26 protein-coding genes are annotated in these 25,786 nt (G+C 29.1%); 20 read left to right on the top strand and 6 right to left on the bottom strand.

The features are described from left to right. The first annotated feature begins 200 nt into the window (after positions 1–200). Entirely contained in the window at positions 201–737 is a 537-nt protein-coding gene (locus FIA58_RS03065) for a hypothetical protein (RefSeq protein WP_140959936.1), read from the top strand. Between the two features lie 285 nt (positions 738–1,022). After that, positions 1,023–3,761 (top strand): fibronectin type III domain-containing protein, encoded by a 2,739-nt coding sequence (locus FIA58_RS03060; protein ID WP_140959934.1) that lies wholly within the window; start codon positions 1,023–1,025, stop codon positions 3,759–3,761. 76 nt (positions 3,762–3,837) lie between these two features. Here the strand turns inward: FIA58_RS03060 and FIA58_RS03055 are convergent, their stop codons facing one another. Together FIA58_RS03055 and FIA58_RS03050 are read right to left on the bottom strand one after the other, a co-directional pair. Then, positions 3,838–5,013: a hypothetical protein gene (locus FIA58_RS03055; protein ID WP_140959932.1), complete on the bottom strand. Its 1,176-nt coding sequence runs from the start codon at positions 5,011–5,013 to the stop codon at positions 3,838–3,840. 206 nt (positions 5,014–5,219) lie between these two features. Continuing rightward, positions 5,220–5,570 carry a 4Fe-4S dicluster domain-containing protein gene (locus tag FIA58_RS03050; RefSeq protein WP_140959930.1) on the bottom strand — a complete coding sequence of 117 codons (351 nt, stop codon included), beginning with the start codon at positions 5,568–5,570 and terminating at the stop codon, positions 5,220–5,222. A 122-nt stretch (positions 5,571–5,692) separates the two neighbouring features. Between FIA58_RS03050 and FIA58_RS03045 the strand changes: the two genes are divergently transcribed. From FIA58_RS03045 to FIA58_RS03020, 6 genes are all read left to right on the top strand, one after another. Next, the gene (locus FIA58_RS03045) at positions 5,693–6,751 is read left to right on the top strand and encodes an acyl-CoA reductase (RefSeq protein ID WP_140959928.1); all 1,059 of its coding nucleotides are present in this window, start codon (positions 5,693–5,695) and stop codon (positions 6,749–6,751) included. Positions 6,752–6,894: 143 nt separating this feature from the next. Then, positions 6,895–7,965: a 3-phosphoserine/phosphohydroxythreonine transaminase gene (gene serC / locus FIA58_RS03040; protein WP_140959926.1), complete on the top strand. Its 1,071-nt coding sequence runs from the start codon at positions 6,895–6,897 to the stop codon at positions 7,963–7,965. 66 nt (positions 7,966–8,031) lie between these two features. Continuing rightward, positions 8,032–8,988 (top strand): D-2-hydroxyacid dehydrogenase, encoded by a 957-nt coding sequence (locus FIA58_RS03035; RefSeq protein ID WP_140959924.1) that lies wholly within the window; start codon positions 8,032–8,034, stop codon positions 8,986–8,988. Between the two features lie 42 nt (positions 8,989–9,030). Continuing rightward, a complete protein-coding gene (locus FIA58_RS03030) occupies positions 9,031–9,663 on the top strand; it encodes a DUF937 domain-containing protein (RefSeq protein ID WP_140959922.1) in 633 nt (210 codons plus the stop codon). 78 nt (positions 9,664–9,741) lie between these two features. Then, the gene (locus tag FIA58_RS03025) at positions 9,742–10,170 is read left to right on the top strand and encodes a DUF6146 family protein (protein WP_165928839.1); all 429 of its coding nucleotides are present in this window, start codon (positions 9,742–9,744) and stop codon (positions 10,168–10,170) included. Positions 10,171–10,175: 5 nt separating this feature from the next. Then, entirely contained in the window at positions 10,176–10,499 is a 324-nt protein-coding gene (locus FIA58_RS03020; RefSeq protein WP_140959920.1) for a DUF6787 family protein, read from the top strand. 28 nt (positions 10,500–10,527) lie between these two features. Here the strand turns inward: FIA58_RS03020 and FIA58_RS03015 are convergent, their stop codons facing one another. The 3 genes from FIA58_RS03015 to msrA are packed head-to-tail and all read right to left on the bottom strand — an operon-like array spanning position 10,528 to position 12,110. Next, positions 10,528–10,830 carry a hypothetical protein gene (locus tag FIA58_RS03015; protein ID WP_140959918.1) on the bottom strand — a complete coding sequence of 101 codons (303 nt, stop codon included), beginning with the start codon at positions 10,828–10,830 and terminating at the stop codon, positions 10,528–10,530. 55 nt (positions 10,831–10,885) lie between these two features. Then, positions 10,886–11,554, bottom strand: coding sequence for a GTP cyclohydrolase I FolE (gene folE / locus FIA58_RS03010; protein ID WP_140959916.1), 669 nt, complete (start codon positions 11,552–11,554; stop codon positions 10,886–10,888). A gap of 16 nt (positions 11,555–11,570) precedes the next feature. Continuing rightward, positions 11,571–12,110, bottom strand: coding sequence for a peptide-methionine (S)-S-oxide reductase MsrA (gene msrA / locus FIA58_RS03005; RefSeq protein WP_208022756.1), 540 nt, complete (start codon positions 12,108–12,110; stop codon positions 11,571–11,573). Between the two features lie 252 nt (positions 12,111–12,362). Between msrA and FIA58_RS03000 the strand changes: the two genes are divergently transcribed. Further along, positions 12,363–13,031 carry an ABC transporter ATP-binding protein gene (locus tag FIA58_RS03000; protein ID WP_140959912.1) on the top strand — a complete coding sequence of 223 codons (669 nt, stop codon included), beginning with the start codon at positions 12,363–12,365 and terminating at the stop codon, positions 13,029–13,031. Positions 13,032–13,039: 8 nt separating this feature from the next. Continuing rightward, positions 13,040–13,804 (top strand): TIGR02757 family protein, encoded by a 765-nt coding sequence (locus tag FIA58_RS02995; RefSeq protein WP_140959910.1) that lies wholly within the window; start codon positions 13,040–13,042, stop codon positions 13,802–13,804. Positions 13,805–14,017: 213 nt separating this feature from the next. On the opposite strand, the gene FIA58_RS21380 is transcribed toward FIA58_RS02995, so the two are convergent. After that, on the bottom strand, positions 14,018–14,335 hold the full coding sequence (locus FIA58_RS21380) for a hypothetical protein (protein WP_243754628.1): 318 nt from the start codon (positions 14,333–14,335) through the stop codon (positions 14,018–14,020). Positions 14,336–14,495: 160 nt separating this feature from the next. Between FIA58_RS21380 and FIA58_RS02985 the strand changes: the two genes are divergently transcribed. From FIA58_RS02985 to FIA58_RS02940, 10 genes are all read left to right on the top strand, one after another. Further along, on the top strand, positions 14,496–14,657 hold the full coding sequence (locus FIA58_RS02985; RefSeq protein WP_140959908.1) for a DUF1328 domain-containing protein: 162 nt from the start codon (positions 14,496–14,498) through the stop codon (positions 14,655–14,657). Between the two features lie 951 nt (positions 14,658–15,608). After that, entirely contained in the window at positions 15,609–16,511 is a 903-nt protein-coding gene (locus FIA58_RS02980; RefSeq protein WP_140959906.1) for an ABC transporter ATP-binding protein, read from the top strand. A gap of 2 nt (positions 16,512–16,513) precedes the next feature. Beyond that, positions 16,514–17,353: an ABC transporter permease gene (locus FIA58_RS02975; protein ID WP_140959904.1), complete on the top strand. Its 840-nt coding sequence runs from the start codon at positions 16,514–16,516 to the stop codon at positions 17,351–17,353. A gap of 30 nt (positions 17,354–17,383) precedes the next feature. Then, complete coding sequence (locus tag FIA58_RS02970; RefSeq protein ID WP_140959902.1) at positions 17,384–19,384, top strand: T9SS type B sorting domain-containing protein; 2,001 nt, start codon at positions 17,384–17,386, stop codon at positions 19,382–19,384. Positions 19,385–19,537: 153 nt separating this feature from the next. Then, positions 19,538–21,562, top strand: a complete 2,025-nt coding sequence (locus FIA58_RS02965) for a T9SS type B sorting domain-containing protein (RefSeq protein ID WP_140959900.1) — start codon at positions 19,538–19,540, stop codon at positions 21,560–21,562. 3 nt (positions 21,563–21,565) lie between these two features. After that, entirely contained in the window at positions 21,566–21,937 is a 372-nt protein-coding gene (gene crcB / locus FIA58_RS02960; RefSeq protein ID WP_140959898.1) for a fluoride efflux transporter CrcB, read from the top strand. A 1-nt stretch (position 21,938) separates the two neighbouring features. After that, a complete protein-coding gene (locus FIA58_RS02955) occupies positions 21,939–22,949 on the top strand; it encodes a DHH family phosphoesterase (protein ID WP_140959896.1) in 1,011 nt (336 codons plus the stop codon). Between the two features lie 3 nt (positions 22,950–22,952). Further along, positions 22,953–23,498: a gliding motility-associated peptidyl-prolyl isomerase GldI gene (gldI, locus tag FIA58_RS02950; RefSeq protein WP_140959894.1), complete on the top strand. Its 546-nt coding sequence runs from the start codon at positions 22,953–22,955 to the stop codon at positions 23,496–23,498. A 12-nt stretch (positions 23,499–23,510) separates the two neighbouring features. After that, complete coding sequence (locus FIA58_RS02945; protein ID WP_140959892.1) at positions 23,511–24,620, top strand: peptidylprolyl isomerase; 1,110 nt, start codon at positions 23,511–23,513, stop codon at positions 24,618–24,620. Between the two features lie 11 nt (positions 24,621–24,631). Beyond that, positions 24,632–25,738 carry a peptidylprolyl isomerase gene (locus FIA58_RS02940; RefSeq protein WP_140959890.1) on the top strand — a complete coding sequence of 369 codons (1,107 nt, stop codon included), beginning with the start codon at positions 24,632–24,634 and terminating at the stop codon, positions 25,736–25,738. Positions 25,739–25,786 lie beyond the last annotated feature (48 nt).

Raw genomic sequence — 25,786 nt, 5'->3', positions numbered from 1 at the left:
AAAAAACAACTACATAGCTTCTATTTTATATTTACAATTACAGATAAACAGATTTTTTTATTACAAACGACTAAATAAAAGAACTTAAGAAAAATATCATGCCGTATAAAGTCTTAATTATGTAATAAGCTGACAAAATGTTGTAACATTAAATTTATAATAGCCCCTAAATTTGTACTATAACTTAAAAACAGGGAATTATGAAAAATTTATTATTGTCTTCAATATTTTTATTAGCCACTTTACAAATCACGGCTCAAAATAAAAATGTTCAAAAAGAAACTGAAACTACTACAACTACAATTAAAGATTCTAAAGGAAAAAAGAAAATTGTTAAAACTGTAGAAACTAAAGAAACTCAGGATGTAGAACTTGCTATGTCTGAGCAAAAAGGGAAAAACATCCCTATTAAAGAAGAATCTAAAGTAGATGTTACCAAAACAACAAAAGTAAAAATTGATGGAGAAACTAAATATTATGATGTTGATTTATCCGCATATTACAACTCGAATGGAAATAAATACCAAATAATTCAAAAAGGAAATGGATATTCTATGATAAATCCATCTGATGCAGAAGCTGGAATTCTAAGAAAAACGTCTAATAACAATTACATCTACAGAAGTAATGATAAAGTTTCTTTTGGTTATTTCGATAACGAAGGAAATCTTATATTAGAAACATATGATTATGAAAAGGATAAAATTACTATGGAAAAATATATGATTGAAAAATAATAATAGTATAAGCCTACTAAAATTACAATAGAGCATTCTAAAAAATCAAGTTTTTCAAAAATTGATTATTAGTAATATTGCTTAAAATAAGTAGCTATTAACTATTTTAGTATAAGGAAAAGGTTATTCATAAAGTTATGGATAACCTTTTTATTCATTCTGTTAAACTTCAATTAAACTAGATAACCTTTTTTTAACAGTTAACTATTAATTTATAACATTAAAAATAACTTTCAATTAAACAGTAAAAGTAGTTTCGTGGTTACTAAACAAAAACATGTAAAAATGAAAAAACTATTACTTTTTGTTAGCTTTTTGCTTTTTAATTTAAGCTTTTCGCAAACATTACATCCTTATTTACAGAATGTTACTCCAACCTCTATTTATATAAATTGGAAAACAAGTAGCAATAATGAAACCATAGTAGAATATGGTTTAAATACTACAAATTTAAATGTAACTGTTACAGGAAACACTAATATTCTAACAGATGTAGGTTATCCTAGTAATTACTACTATCATTCTGCCAAATTAACCAACCTTACACCTAATACTAAATACTATTACAAAATAAAAACAGGTAGTGAAACGTCTACGATTTATTCTTTTAAAACACTTCCTAATCCTGGTGAAGCTGCTACATCTGATGGTCACATACGTTTCTTAATCATGGGAGATAATCAATTAAAAAATGAACCAAGATATGATTCGTTAGTTGCTGCTGCAAAAAGAAAAATCAAAGAAAAATGGGGTTCATCACTTTCTCCTGATGACAATATTGCCATGACATTCATGGTCGGTGATCAAGTAGATGTAGGAACATTAGACCATTATGAAAATGTACATTTTAAGAAAAACAGAGCATTATCTGGTTATTTACCTATCCAGACCACTGTAGGAAACCATGAAACTTATGGAACCTTAGGTATGAATTCCTATTATAGTCATTTTTATATGAGTGAATTATCTTACCAAGGAATTTCTTCTAATTCTGAAAATTATTATGCACAACAAGCAGGTAATGTCCTTTTTATAAGCCTTAGTTCAGAGCACACTGGAACAACTCAATTAAATTGGTTACAACAAGTTTTAACTGCTGCTGAGAATGATACTTCAGTAGATTGGATTTTTTCTCTAAGTCATCGTCCTTATCAGGCAGAACAATATGTAGGTGATATTTCAAATTGGGTAAGAGAAACAGCTGTTCCACTTTTAACCACTTCAGATAAATACATCATGCATGTTGGTGCTCATCATCATTTATATCATAGAGGTCAATTAAAAAACACTCCAACCTACAATATCATTTCTGGTGGAACGGCTTGGGATCAATATTGGTCAATGTCTACTGAACAAGACTTTGAAGATGTTCAAAAAACGATTAGTAACTGGATGTATCAAATTGTAGATATAGATGTAACTAATGGAAAAATGGATGTTGAAAGTTATTCTATTGGAAGTATTTATAAATGGAAAAACAATCAATTGATGGATGAATTTCATCGTTATAAAAACAAAACAAAACCTAACAAACCGTCAATTACAAATACTTTTTCAAACCCAATTCAATTACCTATCACATTAGAAGGTAGTCCATTTACAACTAATGAATCGGAATTATTAAACACTTCTCAATTTGTTGTTTCTAAATTTTCAGATTTTAATATAATTGATAAAGAATCTTATAGAGATTATGAAAATTTATTTGGAAAATATGCTACCCAACGTGATTCTACTGTAGATATCAATTTTGGAGTAGACATTACTAAAATGGAAATCGCTTCAAACTCATTAGATAATGGAATCTACTTTGCTAAATTAAGATACAGAGATAGAAATTTAGAATGGTCTGACTGGAGTGATGTTGTTACTTTTGAAATTATAAATAGCAATATAGGTACAGTGTCTTTATCTATTGATAGTCCAACCAATACCTACAACACAAACCAAGCAATCAATGTAAACTATGTAAACGCTCCAACAACAAATAACACTTGGATAGGAATTTATAAAGAAGGTCAAACACCAGGAGCAATATCGTCTCAAACATGGCAATATACGAATGGAACACCAAGCGGAACAATTAATTTTACTTCTGGTTTAGCAAATAGTGGTAGATATTATGTAGCATTATTTGTTAATAATGGGTACACTGAAGTGGCTGATAGAATCTACTTCTATGTAGGTTCAGTTCCTTCATTAAATACTGATGAAACTGAATATGCATTAGGAACAGATGTAATAGTTTCTTTCACAAATGGTCCTAATTTATCAAATGATTGGATTGGTATTTATAAAATGGGAATTAACGCAGGAGATGCTCAATCTACCGCTTATGAATATATAACTAGCACAAATGGTTCGTTGACCTTCCAAAACCTTCCAAAAGGATATTATTATGCGTCATATTACTTGCAAGATAGTTATAATAATATAGGAAATAAAACTTTCTTTAAAGTTGGTGATATTGTTACCGAACTATGGATTGACAAACCAGTTTATCAACTTGGAGAACAAATAAATGCTTCTTGGACTGATGCTCCTGGAATTGTCAAAGACTGGCTAGGTATTTATAATGAAGGAGACGACCCTAATATTCAACCTTTAATCAGCTATCAATATTTTCAAGGTTTGGCTAATGGTAACACACAAATTGAAAATCAAAATATGCCAACAGAAGATGGCAATTACTTTATTGTTATGTTCACAAACGACTCTTATAATGAAGTTTCAAACAGGGTTTCGTTTGAAGTAATTTCTCCTTTAAAAAATAAGGAGTTTGAAATTGATAATGGAATTAGATTATATCCAAACCCAACTAGCAACAACAAGCAGACTTTCATTCAATGCGATTATCCAATTGATGAAATCGAATTATTTAATACTGAAGGTCAATTACTATATGCTACTAAGAATGTAAACAACAATAAATATTCCTTACTAACACAAGATTTAGCTAAAGGAATTTACATTATAAAAATTCATTCGAGAAAACTATATACTGCAAAAGTAATTATTGAATAAGTCAAAAGATAGAGCAACAATAGTCTCTCCTTTTTTTAAATTTTAAAAAGACTATCCAAAAAAGGATGGTCTTTTTTTATTCTTCTACCACTTCAGTCAAACTATCTATAAAATCTTGTTCTTCTTGAGTTAAAACTAAACCTGAATCAATATTCCAAAAGTCTGTTAAAATAGTATTAGATCTATTTAACAATGTTTTTTCTTTAAAAATATCTTTAATATTGTAAGTGAATAGTCTTTTGGTAAACTTATTTGTTACAAAGTAGTTTCTCACTTCAGTTTTAATTAATTCTTTATCTTGTTTTGCTATAAAACCTATTTCTTCTTTAGCGTAAACTAAATAATATTCTTCATTCCCTTTTACCCTATAACTCATTTTAAAAGCTGACTTGTATACATTTTTCTTACCCGAAATTGAATAATCTGAATTTCGCTCTGCTCTCTCTGAATCTATAAAATTATCAATTTCAACAATGATTCTTTTATTATGATCATATAGAATAGTATAATTAAATAAATACCCTTCTTCTCCTTCTAATGGTTTCACTAGTAATTGGTAATAATCTTCGTTTTCAGGATAAGACTTAATTTGGAAATCGTATTTATCCTTAACCTTACTATCTAAAATCTCTTCTAAATATTTAAATTTATAATAATTCTCCATTAGGTTATTTAAATTATAACCATAGATATCTTTATCTGTTTTTTCATTAAGAATTCCCAATACTCTATTTTGTTCAACTAGTATATCCGTTTTAATGGAAGATTTATCTTTAAGAATTTGAAAATTAACTAATCCGTCATTATATAAAATATTTTTGTTATTCTTTTTAAAAAACTCTCTAATATAAACTCTCAAATTTGAAGGCACTGACAATTTATTTCTTGAATTTTCTACTAATCCTTTTAAAATATTTTGTGGATGATCTTTTGTTAAAATAATTTCAGGAAGTTTATTTACTGTATTTTCTAAATAAATAACATTTTCTTCTTCATTTAATGTAATTGATTTTACTATAAACTTTTTATAGGAAGAATGACTCACTTCTAAATAGGAAGGTCTTTTTAATAAAACTTTAACTACACCGTCAATATTTGAAACAAAACTTTCTTTAGTCCTAAGTACAGTAAGAGTCACCTCATCAACAGGTAATTGAGTTTCAATATCTTTAAATAAAATAGTAAGTTCTTTCTCTTGAGAAAAACTATTTAGACATAGAATAACTAAAAAAAGAAAAAAGATTCTCTTCATTACACATAACAATTTTAACAAAAATAAAAATATTTCCCTAAACCAAGCGTCTTTTGTAGTAAAAACAGCAAAATATAATTTATTCCGACATTTTTTCAAAGCAAATTTAAAAATACAGAATATTTAAAAACGATCCTTTATCTAATAGATATTTACATAAAAAAATCCATTATAAAAAAAATCCTCTAAAAATAGAGGAGTTTTTTTTATTCATTGTGCAAAAATGATTGCCTGTTTAAAAGTGTTTCTTCAGATTCTTCATGTTCTTCATCTGGAACACAACAATCTACAGGACAAACTGCTGCACATTGAGGCTCTTCATGAAATCCTTTACATTCGGTACATTTACCTGGAACTATATAATACACATCATCCGATAAAGGAGTTTGAGCAGCTTCAGAATCAATTTCAGTTCCGTCTGGCAAAACTATTTTACCTGATAATTTTGTACCATCTTTATATCTCCAGTCATCAGCTCCTTCATATATGGCTGTATTTGGACATTCTGGTTCACATGCACCACAATTGATACATTCGTCTGTTATTTTTATTGCCATTTGTTAAATTTTGTTTTGGAAATTAGAAGTTGGAAGAAATACACTTTTTCTCTAAAACTTTCTAACTTATTACTTATTTTTGTGCAAAAATACAACGTAAACCACTTAAAAACAAAAAACAAATGTTACAAAATGAAATAAAAGAATCTTTTATTGAATTGGGTCGATTTTTAAAACAGTTTTCCAATGAAAATTATATAAAAAATGAGACTGTAAAAAACAATACCTTATTTCATGACGACTTTATTCAATTAATAGAATTATCTCAATCTCACAATGGTTGGTTTACAAAAGATAATGTTTGTTTCTCTATTGCCTCATTGGCTAATGCTTTAACTAAAGAAAATTTAGACAAATGGCTTTCTTCTTATAATTTTAGTGCTGTAAAACAAAAGAATGTTGGACTGATATTAGCTGGGAACATTCCGTTAGTAGGGTTTCATGATTTTTTAAGTGTTTTAATATCTGGTCATAAAGTAGTGATAAAAACCTCATCAAGCGACCAACATTTAATAGAGTTCTTAGCAAAATACTTAATTTCTTTAGATAATAGATTAAAGGAAAAAATCACATTTGCAGAAGGAAAATTAGAAAACTTCGATGCTGTGATTGCAACTGGAAGCAACAATACTGCTCGTTATTTTGAATATTATTTTAAAGAAAAACCAAGTATCATAAGAAAAAACAGAAATTCGGTTGCCATTTTAACAGGAAAAGAAACGAAAGAAGATTTGATTCCATTAGGAGAAGACATTTTTAGATATTTTGGTTTAGGCTGTAGAAATGTGTCAAAAATTTTCATTCCAAAAGATTATAATTTTGATAATTTCTTCAATGCTATTTTTGAGTATCAGGAGATTATTAAATATGAAAAATACGCTAACAACTACGATTACAACAAAGCGGTATACTTAATGAGTAATTACAAATTACTTGATAATGGTTTTTTAACTCTCAAAGAAGACAATAGTTATTCTTCTCCTATTTCCTCTTTATTTTATGAGTATTATGATAATTTAGATGAATTAGAGAAAAAACTACAAAATGATGTTGAAAAAATTCAATGTATCGTCGGTAAAGATAGTTTTCTTAAAAGCATTAATTTCGGACAAACCCAACTACCAAATCTTTGGGATTATGCTGATAATATTGACACAATTGAGTTTTTAGTAACTTTATAATACATTTACTCAAACGTTATTGTTAATAACATTGAATAATTAATAAAAAAAAGAATTACTATTATAAAGTCTATTTCCGAAATTTGCTAAAACTAATATTTCACAACTCATTTCAAATCTTTTTTGAAATAAAATTATAAAAAATGAAAAAACATAATTACAGTGCAGGACCTTGCATTCTTCCTCAAGAAGTTTTCGAAGAAGCTTCAAAAGCAATTTTAAATTTTAACGATTCTGGGTTATCTATATTAGAAATTTCCCATAGAAGTAAAGATTTTGTTGCTGTAATGGATGAAGCTAGAGCTTTGGTACTTGAGCTAATGAATTTGGAAGGAAAAGGATATCAAGCTTTATTCTTACAAGGTGGAGCTAGTTTAGAATTCTTAATGGTACCTTATAATTTAATGAAAGTAGAAGGAAAAGCAGCTTATCTTGATACTGGTACTTGGGCAAGTGGAGCAATAAAAGAAGCAAAAGCTTTTGGAGAAACTGTAGTAGTAGCTTCATCCAAGGACAGTAATTATAATTACATTCCTAAAGAGTACACAATTCCATCTGACGCTAGTTACTTTCATTGTACTTCAAATAACACAATTTTTGGTACACAGATGAAATCTTTCCCTACTACTGACATTCCTTTAGTGTGTGACATGAGTTCTGATATATTTTCCAGAGATATAGACTTCTCAAAATTTGATCTTATTTATGCTGGTGCTCAAAAAAACATGGGACCTGCTGGGACAACTCTAGTAGTTGTTAAAGAAGAAATTTTAGGAAAATCAGGGAGAACTATTCCAAATATTTTAAATTACGAACAACATATTACTAAAGAAAGTATGTATAATACTCCTCCTGTATTTGCTGTTTATACGTCTTTATTAACATTAAGATGGTTAAAAAAATTAGGAGGAATTGCCGCTATAGAAAAAATTAATGAATCTAAAGCAAATTTATTGTATTCAGAAATAGACAGAAACCCATTGTTTAAAGGAACTGTTGCTAAAGAAGATAGAAGTATAATGAATGCTACTTTTTTACTTGAAAATGAAGCTCACCAAGAACTATTTGATTCTATGTGGAAAAAAGCTGGAATTTCAGGTATAAATGGTCACCGTTCAGTAGGTGGTTATAGAGCCTCAATGTATAATGCATTGCCTCTTGAAAGCGTTAAAGTTTTAGTAGATGTAATGAAAGAATTAGAAAAAAATATTTAATAACAAATACTTAAGGTTTTAATTAAATAAAAGATTTTAAACCTTAAATTTTTAAAAATAAACAGAATGAAAGTATTAGCGAATGATGGTATTTCAAAAGCTGGAATCAAAGTATTAGAAAAAGCTGGTTTTGAAGTTATTACTACCAAAGTTGCACAAGAACAAGTAGCCAGTTTCATCAACACACATGATGTTAAAGTAATTCTAGTCCGTAGTGCTACAAAAGTAAGACAAGACATAATTGATAACTGCCCTGGTTTAAAAATTATAGGTCGTGGTGGTGTAGGAATGGACAATATTGATGTTGATTACGCTCGTAAACAAGGAATTCATGTAATTAACACACCAGCTTCATCAAGTGAAAGTGTTGCGGAACTCGTTTTTGCTCATTTATTTACTGGTGTTCGTTTTTTACATGATTCTAATAGAAATATGCCTCTTGAAGGAGATACCAATTTTAATGGTTTGAAGAAAGCTTATGCTAATGGTATAGAATTAAAAGGAAAAACGATTGGAATTATAGGTTTTGGAAGAATTGGACAAGCGGTTGCAAAAATGGCTTTAGGGCTTGGCATGAAAGTAATTGCTTCTGATAAATATGTGGGTGAAGCTGTAATTCGTGTGGATTTTTACAACGGTCAGTTTATCAATGTTGATATCAAAACAGAACCTATGGAAGAACTTCTAAAACACTCTGATTTTATCACCTTACATGTTCCTGCACAAGATGGTTATGTAATAGGAAGAGAAGAATTAAAAATGATGAAAGAAGATGTAGGGATTGTTAACGCAGCTCGTGGTGGAGTTATTGATGAAGTAGCTTTGGTAGAAGCTTTAGATGAAGATAAAATTTTATTTGCCGGTTTAGATGTATTCGAAAGTGAACCAACACCAGAAATGAAAATACTAATGCATCCAAAAATTTCATTAACGCCTCATATTGGAGCTGCAACAGTAGAAGCACAAGATAGAATTGGAACAGAGTTAGCTGAACAGATTATAAGTTTATTAAAAAATAATTAAAAAAATCACTAACTTTAACATCCAACTTTAACTAATATAATTATGTCTGGAATTTTAGATTTATTAAATAGCGATTTAGGAAAACAAATTGTAAGTAGTGTCAGTGAAAAAACTGGAATTAACTCCTCACAAGCTAATGATGTGGTTTCCTCGAGTTTACCCGCTTTATTAGGCGCTATGCAAGGAAACTTATTGTCAGGAAACGGTGCAGAAGGTCTTGTTAATGCTGTTACTAGTGGTAAACATGATGGTAGTATTTTAGATAATCTAGGTGGTTTTATAAATGGTGGTGATTTTAATGATGGTTCTAAAATTTTAGGGCATTTATTAGGAGATAAATTAGGTGCTGTAGAAACAGGAATTAGTGAAAAAACTGGAGTTTCTAGTGGTATTATTTCAAAAATATTACCTATGCTTGCTCCTATCATTATGGGTTATTTAGGAAAACAATCCAAAAGTAATGGTGTTTCAGATGGTTCTGGTTTAGGAAGCATATTAGGTAGCCTTTTAGGAGGCTCTTCAAATGATGGGAGTTCATTAGGAGGAACATTATTAACATCTGTTTTAGATCAAAATAATGATGGAAAACTAGACGTTAGTGATGCAATTTCTGCTGTTACCAAGAAAAAAGGGGGTTTAGGTGGGCTTTTAGGAAGTCTTTTCGGAAAAAAATAATTGAAACCACTTCAAAATATGTTAAAAGCATCGACATTGTCGGTGCTTTTTTTTATCTTTATGACAGAAATAAAAGCTATGAAACAATATTTTTTCATAATATTTAGTGTACTTGGAATTACTATCTCTTGTAATTCTACTAAGAATTTTTCATCTAATGATAAACCTAAATTAGAAAATGACACTATAAGAATAGCTAATGACAAAATTGAATATGAAGTTACTATTATTGACGTAGGTTATAGCTCATGGTTTAACTCTAATGCTAAGCCTAGAAATTATTATTCTCAAAGTTATTTGGAAACTAGAAATAGAGCTTGGATTTTAGAATGGAACAGGAGAGCATCCTTGCCAATGCAGTATAATTCTAATCTATATGAAATGCAAATTAATTACAGCAGTAACATTGATTATGGTTATGAAGTGAACTATATGATATACAATTATTTAGTCTATTTTCAATTGAGAAATAATCAAAAATTAGGTAGTTTTACAGCAAGAATTTAACATAAATGAATAAACTCAAACAACGCTGGAACATTACATCTAATTGGCAATTAATAATTATTCTTATTGTTTTTGCTATAACAGGCTCAACTGCAGCTTATTTATCAAAACCATTTACATCAGTTTTAGGAATTACTAAGGAAAATTTACATTGGTCTCTATATTGGCCACTTCGGTTATTACTTATATTTCCCATTTACCAAATACTATTAGTTATAATAGGTGCTTTGTTTGGACAGTTTAAATTCTTTTGGGCTTTCGAAAAAAAGATGCTTTATCGAATGAAACTAGGATTTATTGCTGATTTTGTAGATAATCAATTAAAATAAAAATCCCGATTACTCGGGATTCTATTTTTTATTCTTGTTTCTTAATTACGTATTGATAAATCCATGTTAATGTAAACGTAGGTATAAAATCTATAAACGGAAAAGCTTCCTCTATAAAACCAATAATACCTGCCACTTTACCAGTAAGACCTTTGTACATATACATTAAAATCAAACCTGAAATAGGTGCCCAAACAATATCTGTTACTTCTGCAAATAAAGGAACAATATAAGAGAGCATTCCAATAATATCAAATAAAATACTTAATATCAATTTTGATTTTTTACTAGAATCTTTCGACTCCGTTATAATTTGTACTTCTTCACTCATTTTAAAAAATTAAAAGTTAATTACTTTAAATATAGCAAAATAAGTGCCAAAGTAGTTACTCTTTTTTGATTAATTTATAAAAATCATCTCTAAATTCCTTTTGATTAAATACTCCTCCATATTGTAAAGTAGAAGTAAAACTGCTCTCATCCTTGATTCCTCTACTAGAAACACATAAATGTTCAGCTTCAACTACAACCATTACATTTTCAGTTTCTAACACGGTTTTTAATTCGTTAAAAATTTGCATAATCATTCTTTCTTGTACTTGAGGTCTTCTTGCATAATAATCTACAATTCTATTCAATTTTGACAAGCCTATTACTTTTCCAGAAGAAACATAGCCAATATGTGATTTTCCAACAATAGGTAAAAAATGATGCTCGCAAGTAGAATTAAAACTTATATTTGCTTCTACCAACATCTTATCATAATTATACGAATTGTTAAAGACTGAAATTTTAGGCTTATTGGCTGGATTTAGTCCAGAAAAAATTTCTTGTACAAACATTTTTGCAACTCTATGAGGTGTTCCTCTTAAACTATCATCAGTTAAGTCCAAACCTAATTCTTTCATTATAATTTCAAAATGCTCTTCAATCACTTCCATTTTTGCTTCATTCGATTTTTCGAAAGCATCTTTTCTTAGTGGTGTTTCCGCAGAAGTCATTTGGTGGTTGTCCCCAATAATGTCAAAAATTTCCTTTTCAATTGTAGTGTTCATAGCAATTTTTCCCTTCCTATTTTAATTTCGATTTGTAATATTTTCTTAGTTTTTCCAACTTTGGTGCAATAACCATTTGGCAATAGCCTTGCAACGAATTTTGTCCATAATAATCTTGATGATATTCTTCCGCTAGATAAAATTCTGTAGCAGAGGAAACTTGTGTTACAATAGGATCATTATATAATTTTTCCCTTGTAATTAATTGAATGTAATTTTCTGCTTTGTCTTTTTGATCTTGTGAATAATAAAAAATCTCACTTCTATACTGTGTTCCTGTATCAGCACCTTGTCTATTTAATGTTGTTGGATTGTGAGTACCAAAGAAAATTTCTAACAAATCTTCGTAAGCCACTTCTTTCGGATTAAATGTTATCTGTATGGCTTCTGCATGTCCTGATGTACCACTACAAACTTCTCCATAAGTTGGATTCTTAGTCTTTCCCCCTATATAACCAGAAACTACCTTGCTAACTCCTTTTACTTCTAAAAAAATAGCTTCAGTACACCAAAAACAACCACCTGCAAAAGTGGCCACCTCTAAATTATCATTCATTTTAATTGCGATTGGTTCTTTAAATTCTTTTGATTTAAATTTTCCTTCTTGCGAATGACAAGATTGGAAAATAAAAAAACTTACTAAAAACAAATATTTCATTGAATTATTATTTTTTGTTTAACAAATATACTAAATAAGCTAAACAAATTTACATTTTAACTTATATTTATTATTTACGAAATTAAATTGAGAATGGTTTAAAATTAAGAATTAGAAAAAAAATAGTTTCTTTGTAGAAATGATTTACTGATGATAAAAGCTACTAATTTACATAAATACTATGACACCTTGCATGTGCTTAAAGGTGTTGATTTACATATTAAAAAAGGAGAGATTGTTTCTATTGTTGGAGCTTCAGGAGCTGGAAAAACCACTTTATTACAAATCTTAGGTACTTTAGACAAACCCTCTTCGGAACCAAATACTCGTTTAGAAATAAATGGAGAAGAAGTAACAAAAATGAATGATAAAATCTTATCACGGTTTAGAAATTTACATTTAGGGTTTATTTTTCAATTTCATCAGTTATTGCCAGAGTTTACAGCTTTAGAAAACGTTTATATTCCTGGCCTAATTGCAAAACGCGACAAAAAAGAAGTTGAAGCTGAAGCCAAAAAACTATTAGAATATTTAGGTTTATCACATCGATTACACCATAAACCTAGTGAACTTTCTGGAGGAGAACAACAACGTGTCGCAGTTGCTAGAGCTTTAATTAACAAGCCTGCTGTTATTTTTGCAGATGAACCTTCTGGTAATTTAGACACCCATTCTGCTGAAAATTTACACCAATTATTTTTTAAATTGAGAGACGAATTTGGTCAAACCTTTGTTATTGTGACTCATAATGAGGATTTAGCAAATATGGCTGATCGAAAATTAGTAATGGTTGATGGTAATATTGTTCCTAAAAATTGATAATTGGAATGACTCAAACTGAACTCAAAGAATTTCTTGACGAAAAAGTAGTTTTATACAACAATCCTACATTTATTGAGAGTGATCCTATTCAAATTCCACATGCTTATACTTTAAAAGAAGATATAGAGATTGCAGGATTTCTCGCAGCAACAATTGCATGGGGAAACCGCAAAATGATTATCAATAATGCCCAAAAATTAATGAATATTATGGGAAATACACCATATGATTTCATTATGTCTCACAAAGAAGATGATTTAGAAAAATTAGATGGTTTTGTTCATCGCACATTTAATAGTTTAGATGCAGTAACATTTGTAAAAGGATTAAAAAATATTTATCAAAATCATAATGGTTTGGAATCCATTTTTGCAAAAAATAGTGAGTCACATTCAAACCAAAAAAGTATTTCTGAATTTAAGAAAGTATTTTTTGAAATTCCCCACCAGCAGAGAACGACTAAACATATTTCTGACCCTCTAAATAATTCTGCTGCTAAAAGAATAAACATGTTTCTTCGTTGGATGATTAGAAAGGATAATAAAGGAGTCGATTTTGGAATTTGGAAAACCATATCCCCTGCTAGTTTATCTTGTCCACTAGATGTTCATTCTGGTAATGTAGCTCGAAAATTAGGTTTACTAACAAGAAAACAAAATGATGCTAAAGCTTTATTAGAACTAGATACAAATTTAAGAAAACTTGACCCAAGTGATCCTGTAAAATATGATTTTGCTCTTTTTGGTCTTGGTATTTTTGAAAAATTTTAAATTCTAATTATTCCTCATTCTCTTTTCTAACCAAAGGATGATCTACAACTCCTAATCCAACAAAATAATATTTACAATAGTATTATACAGCATTAAAACAACCATAATCAAACAAGAACTAAGTATACTTGAAATAGCTACAGAAATATAATAAACAAAATTAAACCAATTATAAGGTACATTTTCAGATTCTGTTATTAGTAAAGTTATAACTCAGGCAACAAAAACCACTGTATCTAACTTCACAATTTGTAAAATGTGTCTGTAATGATCTTTTTTTAGTTTAGATTTTGAACTAGAACTAATTCCCAATAAAGTTAACAATAATGCTAAAATTGTAGTCAATACTAATGAAATCGTATTGCATAAAGTATACATTCCAGTTAATGAATGTCGAATAAGAACCTTAGCTTCATAACCACTTAATTTACCAAGTAAAAAAGTTACAGTCAACATAATTACTAAAGACATACATCCTCCTAAAATTGCTCTTTTTGTATAAATACTAAAGAAGCATTCTATAATTACCATTTAATACATTCAAAAACTATTATATGGAAATACTATAACTGTTTTAAAAAATCTTATAAGGAGAAGGCCTAATAGACTCTTTAAATTTGTATAAGAAAATGAGACGACAATTATTTCTTATTATCTATTAAAACTATTTACAAACTAAAAATTTATTATTATGTTAAGATGGACAGTTACATTTATTATTTTAGCAGTAGTCGCTGGAATATTCGGATTTGGTGGAATTGCAGCTGGAGCAGCTAGTATAGCAAAAATACTATTCTTTATTTTTATAGTACTTTTTATATTATCATTAATCAGTGGAAGAAGAAAGATTTAAAACAGAACATGTCGTGTAAGTAACTATTTAAAAAAAAAGTGACTTACACGATTAATTTATTTACTCTTCTACTTTTTCTTCCCTATCACTTTCTTCTGTCTTTGCTTCTACAATAATACCTTGAATCTCTTCTTCTTTTTTTTATCTATCTTTTCTAAATCAATCTTTTTATTATTTTTTCCGCTATGTAAAATTTACAATGTAAAGGTAAATGGTCAGAACCTATTGGTTCTAAGGTCTTAAATTCTTCTATAAAAATAGTAGCAGAATAAGAAAAATAAATCAATTGAAAATCGAAAAAAGCTTATAATTTACATGAAAAGTAGACACAAACCCTCTACCTATTCTTGGATCTATTAACTGAGCCATTTTTAAAAACAAAATAGAAGACTTAGCCCATGCAACATTATTAAAATCACCAGAAACAATAACTGGATACTCACTTTTAACAACTTTTTTAGCAATTGAGAGCAGTTCACCATCCCGTTCTTTTAAATTTTCTTCTTCAGTAGGTCTTGGTGGTGCATTGATAGAACCTACTTTTTCTTATTAATTTTTTTTGTGTAAGGCAATAAAATCTTGATATTATAAAAAATAAAAACTACAAGAACTAACTGAAGTATTCTTTTACTTATATCATCAATAATTACAAAGCTGATAATGAATAAAACTAGTAATAAAAAAAGAAGTTGAATTTTTCCAAAATCCCAAATTCTAAAAAACCAATGTTGATTTGAAAAAAATGGAAGAAGATTAACTAATAAAACAATACATGAAATTATATAAAAGAAAATTTCCATTTTGTGTCTCTTTTAAATCACTCTAAAAATAGCATTTTAATGTTTTAAAAATAAAAATAGTTTCAAAAAAACTTATTATAAATTTTAATAACTTCATTTTTTGTAACAAATCTAAAGGAATCTCGTCTACTTTAAATAAAAACAAACTATTTTGGAAACAATACTTACAATAAGCAACCTTAATAAAATTTTCAATAAAAGAGTTCATGCTGTTAAAAATGTCTCTTTTGAAATCTACAAAGGTAATGTCTATGGAATTTTAGGACCTAATGGATCAGGGAAATCAACCACTCTAGGAATAGTTTTAAATGTTGTTAACAAAACTTCGGGAGATTATAAATGGTTTAATGGTAATTTACCAACTCATGATGCCCTAAAGAAGGTTGGAGCTATTATAGAAAGACCAAACTTTTATCCTTACATGACTGCTGAGGAAAATTTAAAGTTAGTTTGTAAAATAAAAGAGATTCCATACTCAAAAGTCAATGAAAAATTAGATCTAGTTGGACTAATTGATAGAAAAGACAGTAAGTTCAGAACCTTTTCTTTAGGAATGAAACAACGTTTAGCTATTGCTTCTGCCCTTTTGAACGACCCTGAGATTTTAATTCTAGATGAACCTACTAACGGTTTAGACCCTCAAGGAATTAGACAAATAAGAGATTTAATAAAATTAATTGCTTCACAGGGCACAACTATTTTATTAGCATCCCATTTACTAGATGAAGTAGAGAAAGTCTGTAGTCATGTAGTGGTTCTTAGATATGGAGAGATGCTTTATCATGGTTCTGTTGATGGTATGCTTTCTAACGAAGGCTTTTTTGAATTAAAATCTGACAATAATACTCATTTAAAAGAGACTTTATTAAACCACCCTTCGATAGATAGTATAAAAGAAGAAGAAGAAGACAAATTGTTTGTTTATCTAAAAGACAGTTTAGAAGCCAACGAACTAAATAAGTATTTGTTTGAAAAAGGAATTATTTTACAGCATTTAGTAAAAAGAAAAAACAGCCTTGAGGAACAATTTTTACAATTAACAAACAAAAACTAAAGATGAAACGATTACTTAAGATAGAATTTCAGAAGCTATTAAAAAATAGAGCTAGCAAATTTTTAATCATATCCTATTTTATTTTACTATCATTCATTGCACTTATTGCATCTATTAAATTTGAATTTGGTACATTTAGATTACATATTGCTGAACAAGGTATTTTTAACTTTCCATACATATGGCATTTTAATACTTATATTGCAGGTTATTTTAAATTATTCCTTGCTATTGTAATAGTATCCATGATGGCAAATGAATACACTTATGGAACATTAAAACAGAATTTAATTGATGGAATGAGTAAAAAAGAATTCATTTTATCCAAATTTCTAACAGTAATTGTTTTTGCATTAGCTTCAAGCATTTTTATATTTATAATGTCTTTAATCTTAGGATATTCCTTTTCATCTTACACTGAATTTGGAATTGTATTTTCTGATTTAGAATACATTTTAGGTTTCTTTTTGAAGTTAGTAGGCTTTTTTTCATTTTGTTTATTTTTAGGAATTTTAGTTAAAAGAAGTGCTTTTGCATTAGGTTTTTTATTAATTTGGAATATTGCTGAAGGGATAATTTCGGCTTTATTAAGATGGAAAATCTTTCCAGATACTAATACTTATGCAAAAATTAATCAGTTTTTTCCATTAGAGTCAATGAGCAATTTAATAAAAGAACCGTTCTCTAGGCTATCAGCTATTAAAAACATAGAAACTACAATTACAGGAGAAGAGGCTATTAGAGACTATAGTATTCATTTTGGAGAAATCGCAATTGTTTGCGTTTGGACGGCTATTTTTATTTATTTATCCTATTATATATTGAGAAAAAGAGATTTATAGTATCTTTGCCTTTGCTATTAAAAAGTAAAAATGAGATATTTTTTAATCCTTATTACTGTTCTTTCTTTTCAAAACAGTTTTACTCAAAGTATTATTGTTGATGAAAACTATACACCTCAGCAACTAGTTGAAAACATTCTAATTAACAGTGGTTGTGCATCCATTACCAATGTCGTTGTTTCAGGAGGAAACTATCCAACTGGTGAAAAAACGTATGGATATTTCAATAATAATGGTTCCTCATTCCCCATTAATGAAGGAATTATATTAAGTACTGGAAAAATAAATAACGCTCCAGGTCCAAATAATAGTCTATTAGATGATGGTGGAGATATTTCTTGGCAAGGTGATAACGATTTAAATACCGCATTAAACTTATCCAATAGCATTAATGCTACGGTTTTAGAATTTGATTTCGTCCCATTAGGAAGCCAAATTAGTTTTGATTTTCTACTATCATCTGAACAATATCTAACTAATCCTTCCTCTAATCAATGTAATTATACTGATGGTTTTGCATTTCTATTACGCGAGGTAGGAAGTACAAACTATCAAAACCTAGCATTAGTTCCTGGTACAACTATACCAATAAAAATAAATACCATAAGAGGTTCAGGTACAATTTGTCCTGCAGCAAATGAACAATATTTTGACGCATTTAATGGAATAAATTACCCTACCAACTTTAATGGTCAAACCAAAGTACTTACCGCTCAGTCAAATGTTACACCAGGAACGCCATATCATATTAAACTTGTAATTGCAGATGAAGGAAACTATCGATATGATTCTGCTATTTTTTTAAAAGGTGGTAGTTTTAATACAAATGTAAATTTGGGTGATGATAGAACCGTAGCTAATGGAAATCCTGTTTGTAGTAGTTTTGATTTAAATACCTCTTTAACGGGAAATCATAAATGGTTTTTAAACGGAAATGAAATTATAGGAGAAACTAATTCTACTTTAACAGTCACTCAAAGTGGAATATATTCTGTAGAAGTCACTATTCCTGGCTGTACATCCTCTCCAACTGATGAAATAGTAATTGAATTTGCACCTACTCTAATTCAAAGCTCAAATAATACATTTCCAGAATGTGATGCTGATGCTATTCAAGATGGAATAACTACATTTGACCTAAGCGCAATTATTCCAATACTATTTACAAATTTACCTGCTAATTATCAAATAAGTTTATTTGAAAGTCCAATGGCAACTTCTGCATTACCATTGACATATCAAAACACAATACCTTATCAACAGACTTTGTATGCTAAAGTTACAAATATATCTAATTGCTATGATACGGTTTCATTTCCAATCACATTAATAATAAATACATTTACGGAAGATTATTCAAATGAAACTATAGGAATTTGTGAAAATAATTCTATTATTTTAGATGCTGGAAACGGTTTTTTATCTTATAGCTGGAATACAAATCCAATACAAACAAGCCAAACAATTATTGTAACAAATTCAGGAAATTATTCAGTTACTTTAGAAAATGCTTTAGGGTGTTTTAAAACTAAGACATTTAATGTTGTTGGCTCAGAAATTGCTACAATTTTAGATATAGAAATTAATGATTTTGCTCAAAATAACTCAGCAACCATTATTGTTACAGGTGATGGCCTTTATGAATATTCACTTAATGGATTGGATTACCAAAATTCAAATATTTTTGAAAATCTTACTTCAGGAGAATATACTGTTTATGTAAACGACAAGAATGGTTGTGGTCAAATATCAAAATCATTTTATATTTTAGACTTTCCTAAATTTTTCACACCAAACGGTGATGGTTACAATGACACTTGGCAAATTAAAAATTTAAACAAACAAGGTTTAGAAGATAGTGCCATATACATTTTTGATAGATATGGTAAACTAATTAAGCAAATTAGTCCTTTAAGTGAAGGTTGGAACGGTATTTACAATGGAAATTTACTTCCTTCTAGTGATTATTGGTTTGTTCTTGAAAAAAAAGACGGCTCCCGTGTAAGAAGTCATTTTACACTTAAACGATAATATTTACAATTAAACCTCGTTATCTTTAAAACACAAAAAAACAAAATTATTTTTTGAGTTTTTTTTACCCTAAAAACCAGCATTTATTTAGAAATTAAATACCCAAAAAATACTTTTATAGTATATTTGCAGCTATAATTGTCTACACACGAAATGAAGTATACCTTAGTATTATTTAGTTTTTTCTTATCACAAGTTATAGTTTCACAATACATTTCTATTGATGAAAATTACACTGCTCAACAATTAGTTGAAAATGTATTAATTAACAGCAATTGTGCTTCAATTAGTAATGTTTCAGTAACAGGAGCTAATTTCCCAACTGGTGAATTATCTTATGGTTACTTTAGTGGAGCAGGTACTACTTTTCCATTTCAAGATGGAATCATCTTAAGCTCTGGAAAGGTATCCATCGCACCTGGACCAACTACTCCAACCGCAGATGAAGGAGAAAATATTGTTTGGAATGGAGATCCTGATTTAGATCAAATTTTAAATGTAAATTCTAGTAATGCAACAGTTTTAGAATTTGATTTTATTCCTTTAGGTGATATGATCAGTTTTGATTATATTTTTTCTTCAGAAGAATATGAAGAAAACACAAATTACCCTTGTCAATATTCAGATGGTTTTGCGTTTCTTTTAAAACCCACAGGCGCTTCAGTGTATCAAAACTTAGCATTAATTCCTAATACAACTACACCAGTAAAAGTAACTACTGTACACCCTACAATAACTGCAAATGGAGGTTGTCCTGCTCAAAACGAACAGTACTTCGATCAATTTAATCCAACAGAATACCCAACAGTATATAACGGACAAACAGTAGTTTTAACTGCACAATCAAGTGTAATCCCAGGAACACAATATCATATTAAATTAGTGATTGCTGATGAAGACGATGCTCGTTTTGATTCAGCTATTTTCTTAAAAGGAGGCAGTTTTAATTTAGGTATCGATTTAGGTCAAGATAGAACAATTGCTAATGAAAATCCAGTTTGTCCTTCAGAAGATTTAATTTTAGATGCAACAGCAACTGGAGTACAAACCTATCAATGGTTTTTTAATAATAGTCCTATAACATCTCCTACAACTGACCCACTTTTAACACTTCCTGCTCCTCATGATCCAAATACTCAAGATGGAACTTATTCAGTAGAACTTGTATATAATCCTACTTGTAGTAGCATCTCAGAAATAAAATTAGAATTTGCTCCTAATTTAACCATATTAGAAGATGTCTTCACAGAATGCGATGATGATGCTGTTCAAGATGGAATCCGCATATTTAATTTAAATACCATTGGTACACAAATTTTTCAAAATTTACCAACTGGTTTCACTGTTAGCTTTTATAATGACGAAACTAGTACTCTTCCTTTACCAATGAATTTCACAAATACAACTCCATTTCAACAAATAATTTATGCAAGAGTGGATAATTTAGGATATTGTTATAATATCCCTATTACTCTAAACATCAACACTTTTAATGAAATCGCTTTAGATCAAACTGTTTATTTATGTACAGGTTCTTCAATTATTTTAGATGCAGGTTCAGGTTTTATTTCTTACAAATGGAACACTGCACCAGTGCAGAACTCACAAACAATAACGGTTACATCAGGTGGAGAATATTTAGTAACTCTAGAAAACACAAATGGTTGTTTCAAAACAATTACAATTTCTGTTGAAGAATCTGGAATTGCAACAATTGAAGATATTAATATTATTGACATAGCTGAAAACAATTCAGCTACAATAATTCCATCTGGTAATGGTGAATATGAATTTTCATTAAATGGAATTAATTATCAAGATTCTGCAACTTTTAATAATCTAATAGCAGGAGAATACACGGTTTTTGTTAGAGATAAAAATGGTTGTGGAGTTTCTTCTGAAGCATTTTACATTTTAGATTTTCCAAAGTTTTTTACACCAAATGGAGATGGTATAAATGATACATGGAAAATTGAAAATTTAGAAAAAAGAGGCTTAGAAAACAGTAAAATTTATATTTTTGATAGATTCGGAAAACTACTAAAACAAATTAGCTCTTTAGGAAATGGATGGAACGGAACTTTCAATGGCAATCTATTACCTTCTTCAGATTATTGGTTTGTCTTAGAATTAACTAATGGAAAAACAGTAAAAAGTCATTTTTCAATGAAACGATAAAAAATGCTTAAAAACTTACTTTTTATAGCTTTAGGAGGTGGCATCGGAAGTGTCCTCCGTTATCTATGTAACTTATTCATAAACAAAAGTTATCCAAATAAAACGTATATTGCTACGCTTTTTGTAAATATAATTGGTTGTCTAGTTATAGGACTACTAGTCGGATATTTCCAAAAAAATCAAACAGAAAACGAAGCCTTTAAATTATTATTAATAACTGGTTTTTGTGGAGGATTTACAACTTTCTCTACATTTGGACTAGAAAATTTTAATCTTTTACAGTCTCAAAACTATTTATTAACGCTATTATACATTATGCTATCAGTCGTTATTGGTATTGCATTTGTAGGAATAGGTATATACTTAACAAAATAAAATGCTTTCAGAAAAAGAAATTACAGAAATAAAATCGCTATTAAATACTCCAAAAAAAATAACTATTATTTCACACAGAAATCCAGATGGTGATGCTATGGGATCTTCTTTGGGGTTACTTCACTTTTTAAAACAACTTAATCACGAAGTCATTTTTATTTCTCCCAATGAGTTTCCAGATTTCCTAGCTTGGCTACCCGAGACTAATAAAGTAGTGATTTTTGAAAGAGAATATGACAAAGCATTACCTATTTTACAAAAAAGTGATCTTATTTTTACTCTAGATTTTAATGCAATTCATCGAACAGGTGATGCTATGCAAAAAATATTAGAAACTCTTTCTAATCCTATGATCATGATTGATCACCATCAATTCCCAGACGATTACGCTAAATACACTTTTTCAGATGTTAGCTACGGATCAACTTGTCAAATGATATACGATTTCATAAATGCATTGGGGTATAATAATTTAATCAATAAAGAAATTGCAACTTGTCTTTACACAGGAATTGTTACAGATTCTGGAAGTTTCCGTTTCCCAAAAACGACTTCAGAAACTCATAAATGTGTTGCAAACTTAATTGAAAAGGGAATAAATAATAGTGAGATTCACAATCTATTATTCGACAACTCTAGCTATGAACGTTTACAATTACTAGGAAAAGCATTACAAAATTTAAGAGTATTACCAGAATACAAAGCCTCATATATAAGTCTAAGCCAAGAGGAATTAAATGCATTTGATTACAAAAAAGGAGATACTGAAGGAATTGTAAACTATGGTTTAAGCATTCAAGGAATTATTGTAACAGCTATTTTTATTGAGAATAAAGAAGAAGGTATTATAAAAATTTCTTTTAGATCACAAGGCGATTTCGATGTAAACGAATTTGCTAGAAAACATTTTAATGGTGGTGGACATATAAATGCGGCTGGTGGAAAATCTTTTTCAAGTTTAGAAGAAACAGTCAATCAATTTATTGCTATTTTAGCAGAAGAAAAAAAATGAAAAATGAAAAAAATATTTTCAATAATAAGTTTACTAATCATATTAACAGGTTGTTCAAAACAACAGGCAAGAAAACCTATTTCACAAACAGATGGCAACTTCATTAAAGAATCTATCGAAAGAAATAAAAAGTTAGTCGCTGATGAAGAAAAACTGATTGATTCTATAATAAAAAAAGATACTTTAGAAGGATATATTGCCTCAAGCAAAGGCTATTGGTATAAGTATATTACTAAAATAGAAGAAGATACTGATTCTCCAGTAAAAGGAGATATTGCATATTTTGATTATGAAATCAATGACATTAACAATACAGTCATTTATTCCAAAGAAGAATTAAAAACCCAGCAATATGTCGTAGATAAACAAAATATAATGATGGGATTAAGAGATGGAATCAAATTGATGAAAAAAGGTGAAACTGTTACTTTTTTATTTCCATCACATATGGGATTTGGCTATCATGGTGATGAGAATAGAATTAATTCAAACGAACCTTTAATTTGTACTGTAATTTTAAAAGACATAAAAAAAGACACTATTCAATAATAATTTATATTTATGAAACATTTAAGCATTTTTTCATTAAGCATTTTTCTTTTTTTCATCTCATGTAATGACAAATTCTCAAAATTTGAAGATGGAATGTATGCCAATATTGAAACCAACAAAGGAGATATTATTGTAAAATTAGAATTTGAGAAAACTCCTATTACAGTTGCCAATTTTGTTTCTCTAACCGAAGGTAAAAACCCTTTCGTTTCAGAAGAATATAAAGGAAAACCTTTTTATGATGGATTAATTTTCCACAGAGTAATTCCTGATTTTATGATTCAAGGTGGTGATCCTGCTGGAGATGGTTCTGGAAATCCAGGCTATAAATTTAAAGATGAATTTCATCCTGACTTAAAACACAACAAAGGAGGAATCCTTTCAATGGCAAATGCAGGCCCAAAGACAAACGGAAGTCAGTTTTTTATTACACATAAAGAAACTCCTTGGTTAGACAACGTTCATACTGTTTTTGGTGAAGTTGTAGAAGGAAAACAAGTTGTAGATTCTATTCAAATGAATGATACAATTAAAAAAATAACTATTGTTAGAAAAGGAGCAGATGCGAAAAAATTTGACGCTGTAAAAACTTTTAAAGATTACTATTCTGTTGAAGCAGAAGTTCAAAAGAAAGAAGCAGAACAACAAAAATTAGAAGCTATAAAAGTTGAAGAAACAAAAAAAATAAAAGCAGAAGAAATTGCTACTCTTAAAAATGAAGGAACAAAAACTAAATCAGGTCTAATTTACAAAATACTAAAAAAAGGAGAAGGTACTAAACCTAAAAAAGGCACAAAAGTATTTGTCAATTATGCTGGTTTTCTTCAAAGTGGAGAATTATTTGATTCCAATTATGAAGATGTTTCTAAAGCTTATGGAAAATACGATGCAAATAGAGCTCAACAAAAAGGATACAACCCTTTTCCTTTTGAATATGGTAACAAACAAGGTTTAATCTCAGGATTTATTGAGGCAATAGAATTATTATCTTTTGGAGATAAAATAATAGCCTATATTCCATCTAAATTAGCATACGGAAGTCAAGGAGCTGGCAATGTAATACCTCCTGACACTGATATAATTTTTGAAATAGAAATAACAGAAAACTTGCCAAATTAATTATACAAACAATGAATACAAAAAAAATAGCATTTCTTTTCACACTATTAATAAGTACTTTTTACACTTCAACAGCTCAAAAAGCAGAAGGATTATTTGCCGAAATACAAACATCAAAAGGCAAAATAGTACTTCAATTAGAATTTGAAAAAGCTCCTATAACTGTTGCGAATTTTGTTTCACTTGCTGAAGGAAAAAACAAATCCGTTAAAGAAGAATTAAAAGGAAAACCATTTTATGATGGTCTAAAATTCCATAGAGTAATTGCAGATTTCATGATTCAAGGTGGTGATCCTTTGGGAACAGGTGCTGGTGATCCTGGTTATAAATTTGATGATGAAATTGTAACCGAATTAAAGCATGACAAAGCAGGAATTCTTTCTATGGCAAATTCTGGTCCTGCAACAAATGGCAGCCAGTTCTTTATTACTCACAAAGAAACTCCTTGGTTAGATGGTAAACATACCGTTTTTGGACATGTGGTTGAAGGACAGAATGTAGTTGACAATATTGCTCAAAATGATATTATTGAAAAAGTAACCATTATTAGAAAAGGGAAACTTGCTAAAAAATTCAAAGCAGAAAAAATATTTGAAAATTATTTTAAAGAAAAAGCAGAAAAAGAAAAAATAGAAGCTCAAAAACGAAAAGAACTAGAAGAAAAGCTAGTACAAACCATTGCTAATAAAAAAGCCTATTTTGCTACAAACAAAGAAAAAGCTATCGAATTACCTTCTGGCTTAAAATATGTAATAATTCAAAAAGGTGCTGGTGTAAAACCTGAAAACAATTCACAAGTATATATTCATTATGCAGGTTACTTTGAAGACGGAAAACTATTTGATAGTAGCTATGAAGAAGTGAGCAAAGAATATGGCAAGTTTGATCAAAATAGAGCCAATCAAAATGGATATGCTCCTTTTCCATTTCAATATGGCAATAAAGGTGGTTTAATTCCAGGCTTCTTAGAAGGCATTAACAATATGAGTTTTGGTGACAAAGCTATTCTTTATATTCCTTCAGCATTAGGTTATGGAAAGACTGGAGCTGGTGGTGGTTTAATTCCACCAAATACAGATTTGGTTTTTGTAGTAGAATTATTAGAGACTCAAAAATAAAATAAAAGCTCCAATCTAGTTGGAGCTTTTTTATATCTGATTTTGATT

It is taken from the genome of Flavobacterium jejuense (assembly GCF_006491595.2).
GTDB classification, from domain to species: Bacteria; Bacteroidota; Bacteroidia; order Flavobacteriales; family Flavobacteriaceae; genus Flavobacterium; species Flavobacterium jejuense.
This window is presented reverse-complemented; position numbering and strand designations above follow the sequence as displayed.